20 protein-coding genes and 1 tRNA gene are annotated in these 18,377 nt (G+C 66.4%); 12 read left to right on the top strand and 9 right to left on the bottom strand.

The genetic code is table 11. The features are described 5' to 3' along the window. Nucleotides 1-91: 91 nt before the first annotated feature. From P3102_RS32485 to P3102_RS32470, 4 genes are all read right to left on the bottom strand, one after another. The gene (locus P3102_RS32485) at nucleotides 92-4,087 is read right to left on the bottom strand and encodes a TIGR02680 family protein (protein ID WP_276364419.1); all 3,996 of its coding nucleotides are present in this window, start codon (nucleotides 4,085-4,087) and stop codon (nucleotides 92-94) included. Further along, nucleotides 4,084-5,304 (bottom strand): TIGR02678 family protein, encoded by a 1,221-nt coding sequence (locus P3102_RS32480; protein ID WP_276364417.1) that lies wholly within the window; start codon nucleotides 5,302-5,304, stop codon nucleotides 4,084-4,086. The genes P3102_RS32485 and P3102_RS32480 overlap by 4 nt, the downstream gene beginning before the upstream one ends. Then, on the bottom strand, nucleotides 5,301-6,794 hold the full coding sequence (locus tag P3102_RS32475) for a TIGR02677 family protein (protein ID WP_276364416.1): 1,494 nt from the start codon (nucleotides 6,792-6,794) through the stop codon (nucleotides 5,301-5,303). The genes P3102_RS32480 and P3102_RS32475 overlap by 4 nt, the downstream gene beginning before the upstream one ends. 87 nt (nucleotides 6,795-6,881) lie before the next feature. Continuing rightward, nucleotides 6,882-7,208, bottom strand: coding sequence for a hypothetical protein (locus tag P3102_RS32470; RefSeq protein WP_276364414.1), 327 nt, complete (start codon nucleotides 7,206-7,208; stop codon nucleotides 6,882-6,884). A 108-nt stretch (nucleotides 7,209-7,316) separates the two neighbouring features. On the opposite strand from P3102_RS32470, the gene msrA reads away from it, so the two are divergent. Together msrA and P3102_RS32460 are read left to right on the top strand one after the other, a co-directional pair. After that, nucleotides 7,317-7,811 carry a peptide-methionine (S)-S-oxide reductase MsrA gene (msrA, locus tag P3102_RS32465; RefSeq protein ID WP_276364413.1) on the top strand — a complete coding sequence of 165 codons (495 nt, stop codon included), beginning with the start codon at nucleotides 7,317-7,319 and terminating at the stop codon, nucleotides 7,809-7,811. Beyond that, nucleotides 7,790-8,260: a molybdenum cofactor biosysynthesis protein gene (locus tag P3102_RS32460; protein WP_276364411.1), complete on the top strand. Its 471-nt coding sequence runs from the start codon at nucleotides 7,790-7,792 to the stop codon at nucleotides 8,258-8,260. The genes msrA and P3102_RS32460 overlap by 22 nt, the downstream gene beginning before the upstream one ends. Here P3102_RS32460 and P3102_RS32455 read toward each other — a convergent pair. The 3 genes from P3102_RS32455 to P3102_RS32445 are packed head-to-tail and all read right to left on the bottom strand — an operon-like array spanning nucleotide 8,257 to nucleotide 10,093. Further along, a complete protein-coding gene (locus P3102_RS32455) occupies nucleotides 8,257-8,739 on the bottom strand; it encodes a plasmid pRiA4b ORF-3 family protein (RefSeq protein ID WP_276364410.1) in 483 nt (160 codons plus the stop codon). The two genes, P3102_RS32460 and P3102_RS32455, sit on opposite strands and share 4 nt — an antisense overlap. A gap of 6 nt (nucleotides 8,740-8,745) precedes the next feature. Beyond that, entirely contained in the window at nucleotides 8,746-9,498 is a 753-nt protein-coding gene (locus P3102_RS32450; protein WP_276364408.1) for a hypothetical protein, read from the bottom strand. Between the two features lie 13 nt (nucleotides 9,499-9,511). Next, on the bottom strand, nucleotides 9,512-10,093 hold the full coding sequence (locus P3102_RS32445; protein WP_276364407.1) for a TetR/AcrR family transcriptional regulator: 582 nt from the start codon (nucleotides 10,091-10,093) through the stop codon (nucleotides 9,512-9,514). 78 nt (nucleotides 10,094-10,171) lie between these two features. Between P3102_RS32445 and P3102_RS32440 the strand changes: the two genes are divergently transcribed. The 6 genes from P3102_RS32440 (at nucleotide 10,172) to P3102_RS32415 (ending at nucleotide 13,431) form a co-directional block, all read left to right on the top strand. Then, entirely contained in the window at nucleotides 10,172-10,558 is a 387-nt protein-coding gene (locus P3102_RS32440; RefSeq protein WP_276364406.1) for a cupin, read from the top strand. A gap of 174 nt (nucleotides 10,559-10,732) precedes the next feature. Continuing rightward, the gene (locus P3102_RS32435; protein WP_276364404.1) at nucleotides 10,733-11,455 is read left to right on the top strand and encodes a hypothetical protein; all 723 of its coding nucleotides are present in this window, start codon (nucleotides 10,733-10,735) and stop codon (nucleotides 11,453-11,455) included. A gap of 92 nt (nucleotides 11,456-11,547) precedes the next feature. After that, nucleotides 11,548-11,700 (top strand): hypothetical protein, encoded by a 153-nt coding sequence (locus P3102_RS32430; RefSeq protein ID WP_276364403.1) that lies wholly within the window; start codon nucleotides 11,548-11,550, stop codon nucleotides 11,698-11,700. A 235-nt stretch (nucleotides 11,701-11,935) separates the two neighbouring features. Beyond that, a complete protein-coding gene (locus P3102_RS32425; protein WP_276364401.1) occupies nucleotides 11,936-12,271 on the top strand; it encodes a hypothetical protein in 336 nt (111 codons plus the stop codon). 234 nt (nucleotides 12,272-12,505) lie between these two features. After that, nucleotides 12,506-12,928, top strand: coding sequence for a hypothetical protein (locus P3102_RS32420; protein WP_276364400.1), 423 nt, complete (start codon nucleotides 12,506-12,508; stop codon nucleotides 12,926-12,928). Between the two features lie 68 nt (nucleotides 12,929-12,996). Then, nucleotides 12,997-13,431 carry a hypothetical protein gene (locus P3102_RS32415; protein WP_276364398.1) on the top strand — a complete coding sequence of 145 codons (435 nt, stop codon included), beginning with the start codon at nucleotides 12,997-12,999 and terminating at the stop codon, nucleotides 13,429-13,431. Between the two features lie 23 nt (nucleotides 13,432-13,454). Here P3102_RS32415 and P3102_RS32410 read toward each other — a convergent pair whose 3' ends face one another. Continuing rightward, nucleotides 13,455-14,534, bottom strand: coding sequence for an IS630 family transposase (locus P3102_RS32410; RefSeq protein WP_276364397.1), 1,080 nt, complete (start codon nucleotides 14,532-14,534; stop codon nucleotides 13,455-13,457). Nucleotides 14,535-14,733: 199 nt separating this feature from the next. Here P3102_RS32410 and P3102_RS32405 point away from each other — a divergent pair, with 199 nt between their 5' ends. Together P3102_RS32405 and P3102_RS32400 are read left to right on the top strand one after the other, a co-directional pair. Further along, a complete protein-coding gene (locus P3102_RS32405; protein WP_276364395.1) occupies nucleotides 14,734-15,696 on the top strand; it encodes a DNA adenine methylase in 963 nt (320 codons plus the stop codon). 105 nt (nucleotides 15,697-15,801) lie between these two features. Beyond that, on the top strand, nucleotides 15,802-16,515 hold the full coding sequence (locus P3102_RS32400; protein WP_276364394.1) for an HNH endonuclease: 714 nt from the start codon (nucleotides 15,802-15,804) through the stop codon (nucleotides 16,513-16,515). A gap of 103 nt (nucleotides 16,516-16,618) precedes the next feature. On the opposite strand, the gene P3102_RS32395 is transcribed toward P3102_RS32400, so the two are convergent. Further along, nucleotides 16,619-16,691: transfer RNA gene (locus P3102_RS32395), tRNA-Arg, on the bottom strand. A gap of 357 nt (nucleotides 16,692-17,048) precedes the next feature. On the opposite strand from P3102_RS32395, the gene P3102_RS32390 reads away from it, so the two are divergent. After that, nucleotides 17,049-17,702 carry a response regulator transcription factor gene (locus P3102_RS32390; protein WP_034305786.1) on the top strand — a complete coding sequence of 218 codons (654 nt, stop codon included), beginning with the start codon at nucleotides 17,049-17,051 and terminating at the stop codon, nucleotides 17,700-17,702. Next, entirely contained in the window at nucleotides 17,702-18,316 is a 615-nt protein-coding gene (locus P3102_RS32385; protein WP_276364392.1) for a TRIC cation channel family protein, read from the top strand. Before P3102_RS32390 ends, P3102_RS32385 begins: the two co-directional genes overlap by 1 nt. Nucleotides 18,317-18,377 lie beyond the last annotated feature (61 nt).

Below are 18,377 nucleotides of genomic sequence, written 5' to 3'. Positions count from 1 at the left end.
ATCCTCGGCGCCTGGTTCCTCACCTTCCCCGCGGCGGGGGCGGTCGGAGCCCTCTTCGCGGGGCCGCCGCTGGCGATGACCTCCTGACCGGTCAACCCACCCCGGCGGGCAGAAGATCGTGGCCGTTCCAGGTGAACCGCGCCGTGGTCACCGCGTCGTCGCCGTCACCGCCGGTGATGAGCTGGTGGATCCCGACGCCGCCGAGTTCGGCGTAGGTGCACCATTCGTGGTCCGAGGTCAGCATCAGATCGAGGTCGAGCGCGGACAGCAGGCCGAACACCTGCCCCCGGTTGGTGGTGTCGACACCGACGAACACCTCGTCGAGCAGGATCACCCTCGGCGCTTCGGGCGCGGCCTGGTAGTGCGCGGCGACGGCGGCGAACAGCGGCAGATGCAGCGCGATCGCCTTCTCCCCACCGGAAAGCGCGCCGTGCAGCTTCTTGGTCAACAGCTGCCAGCCCGCCCCGTTCGCGCGGTCCACCTCGACCACGAACCGGTGCCAGGACGTGTAGTCGAAGACCTGTGCGAGCTGCTGCTCCCAGCTCGTCGCGGTGTCGTCCGCCTTCGCCTGCTCGACGCGCTCGCGGAAGAACTTGTGCAGGGACAGGCGATCCTCGGCGGTCAGCCGGTCCGGATCCTTCAGCAGCAGGTCCCGCGCGGTCTTGGTACCCGGCGGCAGGTCGGGGGAGACCTGCCAGACCAGCCGGACGGCGACCCTGGACGCGGTCCGCACGCGGTCCAGGCGCGTGTTCATGCCGTCGACGAGATCGTTGGCCTGGCGGATCCGGGCCGCGAGATGGCGGCGGGTGTCGCCGGTCAGCGTTTTGTCGAACAGGTCGCTTTCGCGATCGGTGATCTCGTGCCTGCTCTGTTCCGCTTCGGCGTAAAGGATCTTCAGCAGTTCGGCCGCGCCCACCCGCAGTCCGTCGACGACGGCGGTGAAGATCTGGACGTCCTCGTCGGTCTCCAGATCGAGTTCCGCCCGCGAGCTGAGCGTGTTCCGGCAGGTGTGCACGGCCTCGGACAGCCGGTGCAGCGCCTCGCCGAGGTTGCTCGGCGCGTGCGGCACGGACGGCCACGCCGCGGCCACCAGCCGGGCCGTGTCGAGGGCCGACCGCACCCCTTCGGCGGCGGACAGGGTGGCCTGGAACTTCGGCAGGTCCTCGATCCCGCCGTCCGCCGGGAAGACGCCGGTGGCGAGTTTCCGGAACCGGTGGGCGGCGGCGTCCTGCTTCTTGGCGGCGCCCTCGCGGGCGGCCGCGTCGGTCGTGCGCCGGACACCGAGCGCGCCGAGCCGGACCGCGAGATTCTTGGCTTCGGAGTTCGCGGCACGGAGTTCGACGGCGAGCTCGCGCAGGTTCGCGCGCAGGCCGTCGATTTCGGCGAGTACCTCGCGCCGGCCGGCGCCGACACTGCCCTCGATCGCGTCGAGCATCGCGCTGAGCTCGGAGCGTTCGGCCTCGGCTTCGGCGGCCTCGTCCTCGCGCCGGGCGGCGTTCGCCGCCGACCGGTCCGCCTGTTCGGCGCACAGCTCCGACCGCTGCTTCGCGGTGATCAGGTTTCCGTGCTCGTACAACCAGTTCTCGCCCTGGTCGCAGTAGGTGCGCAGCGCCGTGGCGAGCGCGGTCAGCGGCGCGCGTTCGGTCGGCAGCCCGTTTTCCGAAGCCCGCGCGGTCAGCTCGTGCAGGGCGGTCTTGGCCTCGATCTCCAGCGCGGAGACGGCCGCCTCCCCGTGCCGGACGGCCGCGCCGGCGGCGGTCAGCTCCGCCTCGGCCGCGGTCGATTCCCTGGTCGCGGCAAGGAGATCATCGTGACCGGGGCGGGCGGCGCGTTCGATCTTGATCAGCTCCCGCCTGCCGCGCACCGCGGCCAGCTCGCCGTCCAGTTCGGCGATCGTCTTCTCCCGGAGGGCAAGCTCGTCCCGAACCCCGGCGATCCGGCGCTCCCTGGCGCGCAGGCGGGCGGCGGCACCGATGTACGCCGGCGCGTCCTTCGTCCAGCTGCCCGACAGGCCGCCCATGCGCCAGGCGCCGTCCGCGCCGATCGCGGCGGGACCGGCGGGAAGCACGTCGTCGAAGGCGATCACTTCGAGGATCCGGCGGATCTTCGCCGGGGAGAGTTCCGCGTCGGGTTCCGGCACGAGGACGTCGGCGAGTGAGCGGCCGGAGGCCACCACCGGCAGCGTCCCGGTCTCCGCGAGCACGTCGTGTCCCTCGACGACACCGTGGGAATTCACCCAGGCGTCCAGCAGGCCGGCGCCTTCGAGCGCGGCCTCGATCCCCGCGTGCGCGCTCTCCGGGACCGAGCCGGCGAAATCGACCAGCCGCCACAGCGGCGCGCCGCTCATCTCCGCCCGGTCCGCCGTACGGGTGCGTGGCGCTTCGGGCGCGAAGACGTCCTCCGTCTCGAGCATGCCGGCCTGGACGAGGAGTTCGTCGTGCTCGGCACGCGCCGCGGCCAGCGCGGCACCGGTCGCCGCCTCCCGCCGGACGATGTCCTCCAGCACCGTCTCGGCGACCGCGCTGACCCGGCCCAGCAACGAGACTTCCGCCTCGGCGTCCCGGACGAGCGCCTCCACGTCGGGGAACCGCAGCTCACGGCAGCCGATGGCCCATTCGGCGAGCCGGGTGCGCAGATCGCTCAGCGCGAGCTCCCGCGTCGCCGTCGTGAGGTCCAGTCTTTCCCGCGCGGCCGAGAAGTCCGACCTCGCCCGGTCGAGATCCGCCTCCGCCCGGTGACGGCGGCCGACGGCGCGATCACGGGCGTCCAGTGCCTTGCCGACGCTCTCGACCTGGTCGCGTTTGCCGCGGACGGCGGCCTGCAGCAACGGACGGAGCCGGGCCGGTTCCGCTTCGGTCAGCCCGGTGACGAGTTCGTCGTGCACCCCGGCCAGATTCGCGCGGGTCGCGGCGGCACGGACCTCGGTCTCCATCGAGCGCACGAGATCGGCCTGCCGTTTCGCGACCTGCTCAGCCGCCCGCGACCGCTCCTCGTCGGCGTCCGCCTCGGCACGCACTCGATCCGCGTCCGCGCGCAGCGTTTCCGCCTTCTCCCGCGTGGACAGGGCCCGCTGCCGCAGCTTGTCGAGTTCCTGGCCCTCGCGGTAGGAGTCGGATTCGGTCAACCCGGACAGGCGGGCTTCGGTCTCTTCGACGTCCTTTTCGAGCTTCGCCGCCCGCTCCTCGGCGGCTTCCTTCTTCACGGCGACCTCGTCGTACTCCTCGGCCGAACGGCGGGCGGCCGCGGCGAACTCGTCGAGTTCGGTGGTCGCGGCGATGAGATTCGCCGCGCCCGCGCGCAGCACCCGCTGGGCGTAGGTCTTCTGCCGCGCGGCGAGCGCGCGGATCGCGTCGACCTCGGTCTCCAGCGAGCCCAGCCGTTCGCGCTGCGCGTCGAGCCGTTCGAAACCCTCGGCGAGTTCCGCGATCTCCTGCTGCCCCAACGGCGGAAGCGCGCGGGAGAGCAGGTTGGACAGCAGGCTCGGGTCGAGCCGCTGCGAGAGTTTGGGCATCCGGAGCTGAAGCAGGGCGGTGATCAGCGCGTCGTACCGCTGTTCGCTCAACGTGGGGAACAGTTTCGCGCGGATCTCCGCGCGGTACTCGGCCGCGCCGGCGTGCACCGTCCCGTGCCCGCCGAGGGCTTCCTCCAGCGCGTTCTTGGTCAGCGGCTGGCCTGCCTCGTTGACCAGCGGCAAGCCGTCGCCCACCCGCAGGCCGGTGGTGAAGAAGTCGGCGTGCACCGTGCTCGTGTGCGTACTCGCCTGAAGCCGCGCGCCGCAGGTGAACCACTTGTCCCCGGCCATGCCGAATTCCAGCCAGACGTACCCGACGCGCGTGGCACCGGAAGCGCCTTCGCCCATCAGGTTCCAGTGCATGCTGCGTTCGCTGGTGCCGAAGGTCGACAGCCGGTTGGCACGCAGGCTCGCGTCGAACAGGAACGGCAGCAGCAGCTCCAGCGCCTTCGACTTCCCGCTCCCGTTGGGGCCGCGCAGCAGCAGCCGCCCGTCGTGGAACTCGAAGATCTCGTCGTAGTAGCGCCAGATGTTGAGGATGCCCGCACGGGACGGGATCCACCTCGTCACGGTCACGGCGCCTCCTCGTTTCGGTCGGTGTACCTCGCGGCGGCCGGAAGTGGCCGGACGAGTTCGCCTTCGGTGCGGATCAGGCCGAAGCCGGTCAGCACCGCGAGCGCGTCGACGGTCAGCCGTCGCACGCCGTCCTTGCCCCGGTAGGTCTTGGCCCAGCGCGGGAACCGTTTCAGCAGCTTGGCGGTGGCGTTGCCCAGGTAGCCGGTCGTCCGCGGTTCGTCGAGTACGTCGAGCAGCAGCAGCGCGGCGACCTTGGCGTTGCTGCCGTCGTCCGGGAACCGCTCGTCGGTGGCCAGCCCGTCGACGTCGACGAGCAGCACCCCCTCCGCGCGTTCCTCGAGGACGAAACCGCCCTGTTCCGCGGCACGCCGCAGCAACTGGCGCCCGGTCGGCGACCCGAGGTACGCGCGCTCCTCCGCGGTCAGTTCGGCGAAGTACAGCACGGGGTCGTCCACGAGACGGCGAAAGACCGTATGCCGCAGCCACAGGTTCCGCTGAACGTCCGACGCGCTCGGCGTGTCTTCGTGACGGCCCGACGAGAGCCCATAGCGCTGCTCGTACGACACCGCCTCCAACAGCTCCTCGAACCGCAAGGCGACGTCGTCGGCGGGCACGGCCAGCTGCGACGGCCCGACCGGTGCGGCGAGCATCCGCAGCAACAAGGTCGCGTCGACCCGGAACAACACCTTCGCGGTCACTTCGTCCACAAAGGACTCCGGATCGCCGTCCGCGGTTTCGAGGACGCCGAAGGACTCCAGCAGTTTCAGGACGTCCACGAACGCGAGGCGTTCCGCTCTGGTGGCGACGTCGAACATCGTGACCAGGTCGTCGGCGGCGCTCGCTTTCGCGACCCGGCCGGCGAGCAGGCCGATCGTGGTCACCGGCACCGTGAGCAGTTCGGCCGCCACCACGCACAGCAGGACGTAGCGGCGGCGGTCGAACGCCGCGCGCCCGGAACGCGTCCGTCGCGCCGGGCGGGTGGGATCGGCGGCCGCGCGGACCTTGACCAGCCGGGCGTAGCCGAGCCGGGGCTCGACGGTGAGCGTCCAGCCGCAGTAGTAGTCGAACCACTGCCGGATGGGTTCGCGGCGGCGCCGGATGAGGTCGAAGGTCTCGGGGGAGCCGCGTTCGCCGATCAGCGGGGTGGCCAGCAGTGCCCGGATCCCGCGTGCGACCTCTTCGCGTTCCGCGATGACCAGTTGGTTCGTGAGGCTCACGCCCTGCCTCCGGCGGTGCTGATCTCTATCTCGTAGTCGGGGCCGCGGAAGACGCCACTCGTGGTGGTCAGGCGGGCGACAGCGCCGTTTCGCGACGGCCTCAGGACGATCTCGATCCGGCCGTCGGACGTCGTGCTCCGCCGGGTGCCGTCCGCGCGGGGGCTGCTGCCCAGCGCCTGCCCCAGCAGGTCCAGCAGCCGTTCGAACACGGTGTGGTCGAGCTTCTCGAACGCCGAAAGCCGCACGACCCCGCCGGTGTCGAGCATGCTCCACGCCGCCTCGAGTTCGGCGCGTTCCTGCAGCGCTTTCTCCGCTCTCGCGGCTCTGATCGCGCTGACGTCGCGAACCCGCCCGGTCCGGGTGAACCGCTCGGTGCGGCCAGCCGACCGGAGCAGTTCCGACACCTCGACCGGCGGCGCGTCGAGCCACGACGCCGTCGTACTGACCACTTCCGGGTCCGCGTGGGCGAGGTGCGCGTGCCGCGCCGAACTGAGCCCGAACATCGTGGACCACAGGCGATGCAGATCCTCCTGCGCCGGGACGACGGTGAACCACCGCGCCAGCTCGCGGAAATCCGCGACCGCGCTGCTCGCGCGCCGCCGCGATTCGGTGATCCGGTCCAAGACCTGGAGCAAGGTGATGATCGCCCGCCGCGCGACCTTGTGCAGGTCCTCGGCTCGCGGCGTCGTCCCGTCTTCGGGGAGGAACCACGCGCGCAGCCCGCCCCAGCGGGCTTTGCGGAGCTCCAGCCAGCGCTGATCCGGGCTCGGCAGGGCGGCGCCGTTGAGCGCGCGCCGCCACACCCGCTCGACGCCGTGGTCGTCGATCTCCTTGATGCGGGTGGCGATGGTGTGGGTGTGATGCTCGAGGTCGTTCAGGAACTCCTGCAGATACGCGACCGTGGAAGCCTTGACCTCGTGGAACGTCGCGAGGTCGGCTTCGGCGCGCAGCAGGCGCTGGAGGTCGCCGTTGAAGCGCTTGGTGTTGTCGCGGAAGGCCTCGAGGTGACTCTCGACTTCGGCAAGCGTGCTGAACACGCGCCTGTCGGTGCCGTCTTCGACCTGCTTTACGAGCTCACCGAGCCGCTCACCCAGCGCTTCGAGCGTCGCCGTCCGGAGGGCGCCGGTCGTGTTGAGCACCTCGTTCGCGCGGACCACCCCCGCGTACGCCGCTTCGCCCTGCCGAGTGAGCGAATACTGGAGATTGCGGCGCTCGTACTCGGACGCGGTCCGGTAGTCGCCCGCGTGGTTCTGGACGACGTCGAGGTGGCCTTGGGTCCTCAGCTGATCCAGCGCCTTGACCAGCTCTTCGTCGTCGAGCGTCTCCAGCCAGCCGACTTCCCGCAGCCGCGTGCGGACGTCGTCGATGCCGAGCGCCGTCACGAGCCGCTCGTTCGCCTCACCGAAGGCGTGCAGGATCGCCAAGGGAAGCCCGGACTTGCTGCCGTCGGTGAAACGGAACAGCTCGGGCGGAACACGGAGCGGATCCATGCGTCCTCCGGCAGGTGGTACGTGGAGCTACACGTTAGGGCGTCACCCAGGTGAGTCCGAACGGACCGTCTTTTTCACGCAGCGTGCTCACGTCGTGAACAGTTCCAGGTGCACCGTGGTCCCTTGGACGGTGACCTTCCGGACCACGCGGCGGCCGTCGACGATCCGGTCGTCCGCCATGACACCGGGGTCGAACTGGGAGGCATCGAGCAGCCTGGGCACGTCCTCCGCCGGAAGGGCCAGGACGACTACGTATCTCGAGTCGATGCCCCGGTCGTATTTCGTCTCCAGCACCTTCCCGCTCGCCGGCATCGAGATCCCGCCGAACCGGAAGGCGTCTTCGGCCGTCGGCGCCGGTTCCGGCGTCGAACAGGCGGTCAACAGCAAGGCCGATACCGCGAGCAGGATCTTCACCTAGCGTGAGACGCACGGCGGACGTAAGCGTTCCGTCACACCCGGACGGGGATGACAGGCGCGGTCCGGCACGTTGTACTGGAGGTCAACGACCAGAGGAGATCAATCGTGACGGAAAAGGCTGTTCTCGCGGGCGGCTGCTTCTGGGGTATGCAGGACCTGTTCCGCCGGCACCCCGGAGTCGTCTCCACCAGGGTCGGCTACACCGGCGGAGACGTGCCGAACGCGACCTACCGCAACCACGGCTCGCATGCCGAAGGCATCGAGATCGTCTTCGACCCGGCGCGGCTGTCGTACCGCCAGATCCTGGAGTTCTTCTTCCAGATCCACGACCCGACGACCCGCAACCGCCAGGGCAACGACATCGGCACCAGCTACCGGTCGGCGATCTACTACACCGACGACACCCAGAAGCAGATCGCCGAACAGACCATCGCCGACGTCGACGCCTCCGGCAAATGGCCGGGCAAGGTCGTCACCGAGGTGACCCAGGCCGGTGACTTCTGGGAAGCCGAGCCCGAACACCAGGACTACCTGGAGCGCATCCCGAACGGCTACACCTGCCACTACGTGCGGCCGGAATGGCAACTGGGCGAGCGCTGATCGTCGCGTTGCACGTCTCTTCCGTGCACGCTTACGAGGGCCGTCCTTCCTCGGGGGCGCGCCCTGATCCCGCACCGGTCTCGCGCGACCACGTCGTGGTGCGCGCGGGACTGGGGCTGGTGGGGGACCGCTACTTCGACCATCCCGCCCATCGTTCGGCCGCGGTGACGCTGTTCTCCGCGTCGGTGCCCGGCGATCCGCTGCTGGCCCGGCGGAACATCGTGCTGTCGGGCTTCGACGTGGACGCTGTGCCGCGGGGCACTGTGCTTGCTTTGGACTCGGGCGATGGTCCGGTGCGCTTCGAAGTCCACCGGCCCGCCAATCCGTGCGCGTGGATGGACGTCGTCTATCCGGCGGGGACTTTCCGTGCGCTGCGGGGCCGCGGCGGGAAGCGGTGCGTGCCGCTGGATGACGGCGTCCTGCGCGTTGGGCCGGTGGAGATCCACTAAGCCATGATGGCCAGGCGCTGGTTGGCTTCGTCGAGGTCGAAATGCGCGGGATCGAATTGGCCAGGGTCGTCGAGGCCGAGCCAGCCGAGTACGTCCGGATGTTCCGGATGTCCGGGCTCGCCGAGAATCTGGATCAGCCGGGCGTAACCCCCGGTACCGCCGACGTCTTCCGGCGGGCACGCCGCCTGGCCCGCGACACACCGCGGATAACGCCCATCGGACGTGGCGGCCGTGGCTTCCTCGATGAGGATCTCGTGGTCCCAGCTGTCGCCGAAGTCGTAGTTGTACAAAAGGCGGCCACCCGGCTGCACCAAGTCTTCCAGCCGCACTTTCCGTTCGTCGCGGTACTGCAGCTCAGGCTCGGCCTGGCCGTAGTAGGTCTGTCCGTCGAGGAAGCAGTGCAGGTGGTAGTTCTCCCAGCCCATCGCGGCCTGGATGACGGCGTGCAACCGGTCGAGCGGGATGGCCGCCGGAACCAAAACCCGTCACCACACCGCGCTGCCTTCGATCTCCAGCAAGGTGATCTTCACCTGATAGATCCGGTCACCTGCTTCCGGCCCGCCCGAGATTCGCCGCATGCCGAACCGGCCGAGTTCGGTCAGCTCAGCCGATTTGTCCCGAAGGACCACCGCTCCCAATCGCCGTAGGACATCGAGCGTCAGCTTGGTGTCGCGGTCGTTCGAGCGCCGCAAGGTCTCAAGCTGGAGTTCGGTGAGATCGTCCAAGACCCAAGGCGCGCTGACGACCTCCCAGACGATCGAGCACAAGTTCCCGATGTCGACGGCACCGTCGGTGTTGTACAACAAGGCCAATGCCGCACGGCTGCCATCGGCGAACTCCGGGCGCAGCAGCGACTCGCCGAATCCGGTGTGCAGGAACGCCTGACCCAGCCGGCCGAACCCGGTGAACAGCGCGAGCCACAGCTTCTGCGGGTCCCCGAGGAGTGCCTGGTTCTTCTTCACCGGCACCAGCCGTTGCCCGGTCTTGCGCACCAGCCGCGTCACCTTGGCGCACTCCACGACGAGCGTCAGGTCGGGCAGCTCCTCGCTCGACCTGGTTTTGTACACGCGGTCGCCGATGGCCTGGTCGAGCCCGTCACCGGTGCCCAGCAACGGCACCAGCGCCCTGGCGTCGGCCAAGGTGAGCCGCCCGGTCTGAGTGAGTTTGCGCCCCGCCCCCAGCCATTCGGTGAACGCGCACACCTGCTCGACCAGTTCGGACTTCACCGCGAGATCCATGCCACCCCTCCTGTCACTGAGATCCGGGCTGGTACAGGTCATTCAGCCCTGCTTTGATCTGCTTCGGTGTCATGCTCCGCCGCTGGTGGACGTACTGCGCCGCCGCCAGTGGCGCGAGCAGCGCGTCGGCCCTGAAATGAGCGTCCGCTTCCGGCTCGATCTCGCTGACCAGCGCGACCAGATGACTGTGGTGCAGCCGGTACGCGCCCGTGACGAACCGCGCCATCGGCGTCTCCGTCTCCGCGACCATGAGCAACTCGCCATGCGTCTCGAGCCTGTCGACGTACGCTTCCAGGAACGCCTTGAGCCGTTGGGCCGCCGGCGCCCCCGGCCCGAGCGGCGGAGGCCCGCTGATGAACGCCTCCTGGAACTCGCGCTCGTTCTCGTCGAGCAACGCCTGCGCCAACGCGCCCTTGTCCGGGAACCGCCGATACACGGTCCCGATCCCGACGCCCGCCTCCGCCGCGACTTCGTCCAACGCGAGTCCGTCGATCCCTTTGGCCGCCACGAGTCTGGCCGCCGCGCGGACGATCTTCTGCCGGTTGCGAGCCGCGTCCGCCCGCTCTGGAGTTCCGGCCCCTGCGATGGGAAGCACCTGACGAGCCTAACCGGTGGACAAGTGGAGCTTTCTCCGGTTGACTAAGTGGAGAAAATTCCACTTAGGGGGACTCGGATGTCCGTCGACCACTTCACGAGCGATCACGCTTCGACCTGGTTCCAGCGCCTCGACCAGCAGATTTTCTTGACCGACGTCCTCTCGCACGAGAGCGGCGCGTCGATGTCCGTCGGCTTCGCCCGCTACGGGAAGGGCGAGAAGAACCCGTGGAAGATGACCTACGACGAGGCCCTCGTCATCACTTCCGGCACCTTCACCGTCGAAGGCCCCTCGGGGTCGGTGACGGCTCAGGCGGGCGAGGTGATCTACCTGCGTTCCGGTACCGAGGTGACCTACGTGGCCGATGAGGACACGGAACTGGTGTACGTGACCTATCCGCATTGGCTGGAGGCCACGGAATCGTCCGTCGAGGCGCATCGGCTCGACGACTTCCACGAGGCCTGAAGTGCGAAAAGAGCGGTAAGGCCCGATTGAGAATACGGATTCGATGGTATGCGCCGGGTTGTCCTGCATCAATTCGCTTGATGCCGGGAACGTGCGGGGTATCTGGTGCCGGCCGGGTCCTGTTGCTATCCTGCGGCGTAATCTGGTCACCAACGTCGCCGAAGGGGGCCCGGAATGGGGCGGAAGAAAACGAAATCGACCGGCCCGCCTCCCTGGACTCAACGCGACGAGACATTGCGATACACGTGTTATCTCGCGGCCATGGTGGCGGGTGGGCACGATCTCAGCCGAATGCCGGAAGTGCTCGCCCCCTTTCCGCCCGCCAATGCCGATGATGAACGGCTGTGGGCCGTAGGACAATTCGTCCTGTCCGACTTTCGGGCGCTGGGAAATGGAAGCTGGCAGGTCAGTACACCGATGGTCTTCGGCACCGGCGCGGTGGGGCTGGGGTTGGTCGCCGGATCACTGATCGGTGGCGCCGTCGCCAAGTCCCGTGCGCGCGCGGCGGCGCAGGCGGCTGCCGTGCCTCGATGGATGCCTATCGAGCGAGGCGCCGTTTACGTCAGCGCCTATGGCTTCTACCTGTACACGCCGCAGGTGTTCCGTTGGCGTTGGACCGCCATGACCGCGGCGAGCGTTGTCGCCCCCGCGACGGTGCACTTCACCGGAGACAGCGACAACGGTCCGGTTTCCTGGCTTCTGCAATCGGACTACGCGGAACTGGTGTTCGTCATCTGGGCGCTCAATCAGCATCCGCAGCATCCGCAATTGGTGACGGGCGGCTGGTTGCCGCAAGGCTGGCTCCAGCACGCTCGTGCTCATGGCAAGGAACCCGACGCGGTCGCCGGACTCGTGCCGGCCTTGCCGTCGGCGGAAGTTTCGGTGGTCACCGACTGAAACGTCCGGCGAACCCGGTCAGCGGCATTCGCACCTTCGCTACTTGAACCTCCGAAACAGGACAAATAGCCTCAAAACGAGGGGAGGGGTAAATGACGAGGTTCGAAACCGATCCGAAAATCCTGCGTGCCGTGGCCGATCATGCGACGCGGGCCGTGGAAATCGTGCGCGAGCTGGATGTGGAGCGGGTGGCGGCGCTGTCAGGCGCATTGACCGGCACGGAGTCCGCAAGATCGCGGCGGTGATCGGTCCGCATTGGGGGAACGCCACCGGCATGTGAGCCGAGGGGGTCGACTCCTATGCGGCCTCGCTGACCACCGCTGCTACCGCATACCGGGCTCGAGATGGCGCCGGTGAACAGGTGTTCGGCGGGTCGGGTGGTAGCTGATGGTCACGTGGGTCGATGTCAGGCAGTGGCAGCCGGACGGGATAGGACAGATCGGTGACCACCTGGCCGCGCGGAACCGTCAGGTGCTCGGCTTGCAGGACGAGATCGACGGTGCCAAGCCTGCCGGATGGACCGGAGAGGCAGCGGATGCGGCAGCCGAGCACCTTCGAGCCCGATCCCAGGAACTCGAGGATCTCGCCGCGCGGTTGTCCGCGGCCGTGAAGATCATCGATGACACCGAGCAGGCCATGCGCGACTTGGTGCGTGGTATCGAGGCGACTGAGGACTTCGCCGCCAAGAACGGCTTCCGGATCGACAACGGCGAGGTCGTCGAAACCGAGAACGCCGGCGGGTTCCTGCCGAGCGTACTCTTGCGGGTCGAGGTGGAAGGCATCTGGCCCGCGCCGGCGCAATCGACACCGAACTGAACTCCGTACTCGAACGCGTTCTCGCCGGCGAGATCGGGGACGCGGGCGCGACGATGCTGGCGAAGACCGCATCGCCGACGAACAGCGGCACCGCGATCTCCTGGCCAAGTACCAGGCCAAGACAGACGGCACGACAGTGTGGCCGAGCGGTCTGACCGGCTGGCTCGCGGAACGAGCGGTCTTCTCGAAGGAAAAGATCATGCAGGCCGAACCAAGTTGCTCGACGATTCGCAGATGCGCAAGGGATTACTCGGACTCAAAGAGTTCGCTGACATCCGGCAAGACGCCTTGCACGTCGCCGAGGGCAAGTTCGACGGCAAAGGCTTGACCGACGGACACGCCGACGCTTTCCGCCATGCCTACTGGAACGCGATGATGACGCAGCGGTACGGCGAGGAATGGGCCCGCGACTTCGCCACGGCCCACGAGCGGAACCCGACCAGCCACCACGTCCCGGTGGCCATGGACCTGCACAACAACGAAGTCGGCCGTTCGATCGCCCGAGCCAACCCGGACGCCGGCTCCGAGGAGCTGGCGAACCTGGTCGAACAAGCGGTCAAGGACGGCAAAATGGTGGTGATCGACAAGAACGACACACTGGTATCGTCCAGCGAATCACCTCCTGGCGAGACCCGCGAAACCAAGAACGAGCCTTGACCCACGGACGATCCAGGACGCGACGACGACCCCGGCCAACCGTCGGCGACTCCGGACCAATACTGACCATGCGCTTGATAGTGACGCTGCTCGCCCTCCTCGCCCTGGTGGCGGGTTGCGGCTCGGGCACCCCAGGAGTGACAGTGGAATTCGACGAAGGTCTCGAAAAAACGATCACCGAACTCGCCCGGTCAGGCGGCGCGCGTCCGCTCAAGGACCTGGCGCCCGGTGACTGGACGTCAGTGCAGGTCCTCACCGGCCCGGCCTCGGGCGCGCGAATCGAACGCGAACTCGGCAGGCCCGTCACGATCGAGGGCGATGGCACGTACAGCGGTGACTACGTCCAAGACGGCAATCTGCTGGTGTTCGACCGCGACGGCTCCACCACGCGGATGGTCAGCCTCGGCACGCTCGCCGCCCTTGGCGAGGGGAAGTACCGGGCCGACGTGGTGCTGCAGGCGCGGGGCGGTGCCATCACGATGACGGACCCGGACGGCCGTTGACTATGACGAGTTGGGTTCGGGACCTAGTGTCGCGTGTCTGAAATCTTTTTACGGGTGATCTTGGTGGTCAGTTGGTCTGCGGTTTTGGTCCAGGTGAAGGGCTTCGCGCGGTTGTTGTAGGCGTCGATGAATCGGCGGATGGCGTCTTCGAGGTCGGTGACGCTGAGGAAGCTGCCGCGGCGGATGGCTTGGCGGGTGATGATGCCGAAGAAGATCTCGACCATGTTCAACCAGGAGCAGCTGGTTGGGGTGAAGTGCATGGTGATCCGCGTGTGCGTGGCCAGCCAGGCGGTGACGTCGGGGTGCTTGTAGGTGGCGTAGTTGTCGCAGATGACGTGCAGCTTCACGCGGGGATGGGCCTTGGCCACCCGCTTGAGGAACGCGAGGAACTCCGCGTTGGTGTGTCGCGGATAGCAGGCGTCGGCGCTGATCCAGCCGGTCGCGACCTCCAGCGCGGCGAACAGGGTGGTGGTGCCGTGCCGCTGGTAGTCGTGGGTTTGCCGGGCGGGCAGGCCTGGCCGCAGCGGCAGCATCGGCTGGGTGCGGTCCAAGGCCTGAATCTGCGATTTCTCATCGACGCTGACCACCACCGCACCCTGGGGAGGTTCCAGGTAGAGGCCCACCACGTCATGGATCTTGGGTTCCAGCTCAGGATCGGTGAAGAACGTGAACGTCTCGATCCGGTGCGGCTGAATGTTCCACTTGCGCCAGATCCTGGCCACGCTGGCGAAGGAGATCCCCAACCGGTTGGCCAGCAACCGGGCCGACCAGTGCGTCACCCCCAGCTCCGGTGGCGGCTTCCCCTTGTTCGCCAACGTTTCCGCCAACACCGCAACCTCGTCGATCTCCGCCTTGCGACCTGGGCGAGGCAAGTCCGCCAGCGCGTCGACACCCGCCCGGGCGTAGCGGTCACGCCACTTCAGCACCGTCGGCCGGCTCATCCCCACCCGCTCGGCGATCTCGGTATTGGACACCCCGTCGGCAGCCAGCAACACGACCCTCGCCCGTCGCGCTACCCCCGCCGACACAGTCGACGCACGCGTGATCGCTTCCAGCCGCTCACGATCACCCTCACGCAACCGCAACGCTTCAGCCACATACATGCGGAAATTCTCCCGAACCCACAGGCGTAAACGAATCAACGACACACGACACTAGGCGGCTATGGGGGACTCTGAGAGAGCGACCGTGCTCCAGCTCGCTGGCTGGTCAACGATAGGATATAGAGTTGCTGCGCCACGCCACAGGTGACCTATCTGGCATGGTGTCGGGCCGGAGGGCTAGTATGCGAAGGTGACTGTCATGCGTAGCGCCAATTTTGCGCAGATGCCGTGGAGGGCGGCTGGCCCGAAGGCAATTCCACAGGCCTTTCCCTACCAGGGCAGTAAGAGGTTGCTTGCTTCACAGATCCTCTCGCTATTTCCGGAGCGCGGGGTACCGCGACTGGTTGAGCCATTCGCAGGTTCTGCGGCGATTTCGTTGGCGGCCCGCAATTACGGACTCGCTAGGTCAGTTGCACTGTCAGACGTCAACGAGCCTCTCATGGATTTATGGAAGTTGATCGTCGAAAAGCCGCTGCAGCTTATTGAAGACTATACACGGTTGTGGACAGAGCAGATAAGTGACCCGCGAGCATACTATTTGGCAGTTAGAGATGAGTTTAACGTAACTCATGACCCGGCACTGTTGCTGTACTTGTTGTGCAGGTGTGTCAAGGCTGCAGTTCGTTACAGTCGGAAGACGGGTGGCTTTAATCAGGGTGCTGACCATCGCCGACTTGGCGCTAGGCCAGAAAATATTGCGGCACGTGTAAAAGCGGCTTCTGAACTGATGCAGGGTGCCGAAGTGCTGACGTGTGCCTATGAGAAACCACTTGTAAGTGCGGATGTTGACGAACTGGTATACCTCGATCCGCCTTATCAGGGCACGAGCGATGTTCCGGATCATCGCTATCTAAAAGGGCTGCGACGCGAGGTATTTGTTGACACTTTACAAAGAGCGGTAGAGAATAATGTTTCGTTTGTCGTGTCCTACGACGCCGTAACTGAAGATAATAGGTATGGCTATGCGCTTCCAGAAGAGCTTGGGCTCCTGCATCGCCATGTCGTTGCAGGCTTGTCTTCCCAGGCGACTCTCATGGGAAAGAGTCAGACCACGGTGGAGTCGCTATATATTTCCCCTGCTTTGGTGCAGCGTCTAGGGGGTGTGGACGTCGTTGATGTCCGCCTTGGGCATAATGTGACACAGGCAGAGACGTTGTTCTAGGCGCGGTAGGCACTTTTCCTAAGCTTCTTGCGGGATAATAATAGTGAAGAAGCTTATTGCTCCTTGGCCTCTGTCGCTCGCTGGAGTGTCGGCTATGATGGTCGCGTGGATAATATTGCAAAGGCTCAGTATGACGCGGAGTACGTTGCTTGGATTAAAGGGCTTCCCATGTCGAAGCGCGCAGCTCAGGCGCGAGACCACTTGCTCGAACACGGGTCGCTGACGACAGAGCAACTTTCGGGAATGGGATACGAACATCCTCCTCGTGCTATTCGTGATTTGCGAGATGCTGGAGCGACTGTCACTACCAGCTCGGCAAGAAACGGTGTGGGCAAACGTATCGCTAGCTATACCCTTGTTCCTGAAATGTCTGTTGGGCGGACTGGTCGAGTAAGTATTCCGAAAAAATTCCGCGATCTTATCAATGAAGAACACGGTTACAAGTGCGCGATTTGTGCAGGCAAATTTGAGGGTCGAGAGCTTCAGTGTGACCATCGTATCCCTTTTGGAATTGCTGGTGATTCCGCGACAATTGATGCTGCAAACTTCATGCCTCTATGTGCTTCAGATAACCGATCAAAATCCTGGTCTTGCGAGCGTTGCCCAAACTGGACTGAGCGTGACCCCGAAGTCTGTGGTACGTGTTTCTGGGCTTTTCCGGGCAACTATGAGCACGTCGAGACTCGCCCCGAAAGGCGGGTGAGCATTACTTTCCAAGGTGATGAAGTTTCTGTGTTTAATAGCCTTAAGGAAGCGGCCAGCCGGCGTCAAGTATCTGTTCAAAATTTAATTAAAGACACAGTGGGGGATATTTTCTAGTCTTCTTCGTATTCTATTGTCGGTTGCGAGTGGGTTGGTGGAGTTGGTCGCTCGTCCCCTGAGGCACGTTGCTTCGAGGGCGCGTTTAGTCGCCAACCGTTTGTGCCCCCGGCAGGATTCGAACCTGCGACACCCGCTTTAGGAGAGCGGTGCTCTATCCCCTGAGCTACGAGGGCATGTACTGCCAGGCACAGCCTACCGGGTGACCGTCTCGGCTGGGCACTAGGGCTCAGAGATGAGCCGCCGGCCCGGTGAAAGCCCGGAATGCCCCGAACGGCGGTTGCGCGTGAGCGCGAGAAGGAGCATGTGGCCAGACCGCGACACTGGCCACCTTGTGACACTCGACCTGCGGATCCGCCCAGGAACAGCCACACTCTCCAGCGGCACACCAGGGTCTGAATCGAGCCCTAGATCGACACAGATGACCCACACGGGTCACTCGTACGTGTCTGGTTTCGAAACCCTGAACAACAGTAGGTAATCTTCGTTAACGGGACGCGAGACGCCGCTCCCCCGGCTGCCGGAGGGCTTCGTTGATCAAGCTCATGTTCGCCGACGACGAGGAACTGGTCCGTTCGGGCCTGCGTGCCATGATGTCGGGCGCTGCCGACATCGAGATCGTGGGCGAGGCGAGCGACGGGAGATCAGCGGTCGAGGTCGCCCGGCGGTACCACCCTGACGTCGCGTTGCTCGACATCAAGATGCGGGCGCCGGACGACGGCATTCGCGCGCTGCGGGCGATCTTGGCCTTGCCGGATCCGCCGACCGTGGCCATGTTGACCACGTTCGACATCGACGACTACGTCAGTCTCGCGCTCAGGCTCGGCGCCAACGGCTTCCTGCTCAAGGACATCGATCCGGCGGCGCTGCTCAGGGCGGTCCGTGACCTCGCCAGGGGTGGCGCGGTGCTGGATCCGGGGGTCGCGGCGCGCATGGTCCAGTCGCATCGGGACGAGCAGCGGGCCGCGCAGCCGGCGCGCAAGCTGCTCGCGTCGCTGTCCGACCGGGAGCGTGAGGTCGTCGGGCTGATCGGGCAGGGGCTGTCCAACGCGGAGATCGGCGGGCGCCTGCACCTGTCCGAGGCCACGGTCAAGGGTTACGTTTCGGCCGTCCTGTCCAAGATCGGCGCGGCGAACCGGGTGCAGGCCGCGCTGCTGGCCTACCGCGGTGGCCTGCTCGACCAGTAATGATCCTCACCGCGCTCGAGTTCCTCGGCTTGATCGCGTTCGCGGCTTCGGGGGCGCTCGCGGCGGTGCGGTCCCGGTTGGACGTCTTCGGGGTGGTCGTCGTCGGGCTCACGACCGCACTCGGCGGCGGGATCATCCGGGACGTCCTGCTCGGGATCACGCCGCCGACGAGCCTGCGGACGTGGCCGTATCTCGCGGTGTGCGGCGGGACGGCGCTGGTCGTGTTCGTCTTCCATCCGCAGATCGCGAAGTTGCGCCGCGCGGTGCTGCTGGCCGACGCGCTCGGGCTCGGGGTGTTCGCGACGTCGGGGACCACGATCGCGTTGAACGCGGACGCGACTCCCTACGCGGCGTGCCTGATCGGGATGACGACGGGTATCGGTGGTGGCGCGGTGCGTGATCTTCTCCTCCGGGAAATCCCGCTCGTGCTGCGGAAGGAGATCTACGCGGTCGCCGCGCTCGCGGGGGCCGTGCTCGTCGTGATCGGTCACGCTCTGCGACTGCCGCCGGGTCCGGTGACGGCCGTAGCAGCCGCGGCGGTGGTCGGGGTCCGGATGCTCGCTTTGTGGCGCAGATGGAACGCACCCGTTGCGAAAGGGCCCGAGACCGGCTGAAATGTCTTCTGGACCGCCGGATTTCCTTTGTTGGTTCTGTGTGTGTTCTTAGGCGAGTCTC

Origin of the sequence: Amycolatopsis sp. QT-25 (assembly GCF_029369745.1) — a bacterium.
Lineage (GTDB): Bacteria > Actinomycetota > Actinomycetes > Mycobacteriales > Pseudonocardiaceae > Amycolatopsis.
This window is presented reverse-complemented; position numbering and strand designations above follow the sequence as displayed.

Coding starts and splice junctions, on each gene's coding strand:
- P3102_RS32475 (WP_276364416.1), bottom strand. CDS start 6,794: ATGGATCCGCTCCGTGTTCCGCCCGAGCTGTTCCGTTTCACCGACGGC.
- P3102_RS32460 (WP_276364411.1), top strand. CDS start 7,790: ATGGCAACTGGGCGAGCGCTGATCGTCGCGTTGCACGTCTCTTCCGTG.
- P3102_RS32450 (WP_276364408.1), bottom strand. CDS start 9,498: ATGGATCTCGCGGTGAAGTCCGAACTGGTCGAGCAGGTGTGCGCGTTC.
- P3102_RS32440 (WP_276364406.1), top strand. CDS start 10,172: ATGTCCGTCGACCACTTCACGAGCGATCACGCTTCGACCTGGTTCCAG.
- P3102_RS32435 (WP_276364404.1), top strand. CDS start 10,733: ATGGGGCGGAAGAAAACGAAATCGACCGGCCCGCCTCCCTGGACTCAA.
- P3102_RS32430 (WP_276364403.1), top strand. CDS start 11,548: ATGACGAGGTTCGAAACCGATCCGAAAATCCTGCGTGCCGTGGCCGAT.
- P3102_RS32420 (WP_276364400.1), top strand. CDS start 12,506: ATGCGCAAGGGATTACTCGGACTCAAAGAGTTCGCTGACATCCGGCAA.
- P3102_RS32415 (WP_276364398.1), top strand. CDS start 12,997: ATGCGCTTGATAGTGACGCTGCTCGCCCTCCTCGCCCTGGTGGCGGGT.
- P3102_RS32410 (WP_276364397.1), bottom strand. CDS start 14,534: ATGTATGTGGCTGAAGCGTTGCGGTTGCGTGAGGGTGATCGTGAGCGG.
- P3102_RS32405 (WP_276364395.1), top strand. CDS start 14,734: ATGCGTAGCGCCAATTTTGCGCAGATGCCGTGGAGGGCGGCTGGCCCG.
- P3102_RS32385 (WP_276364392.1), top strand. CDS start 17,702: ATGATCCTCACCGCGCTCGAGTTCCTCGGCTTGATCGCGTTCGCGGCT.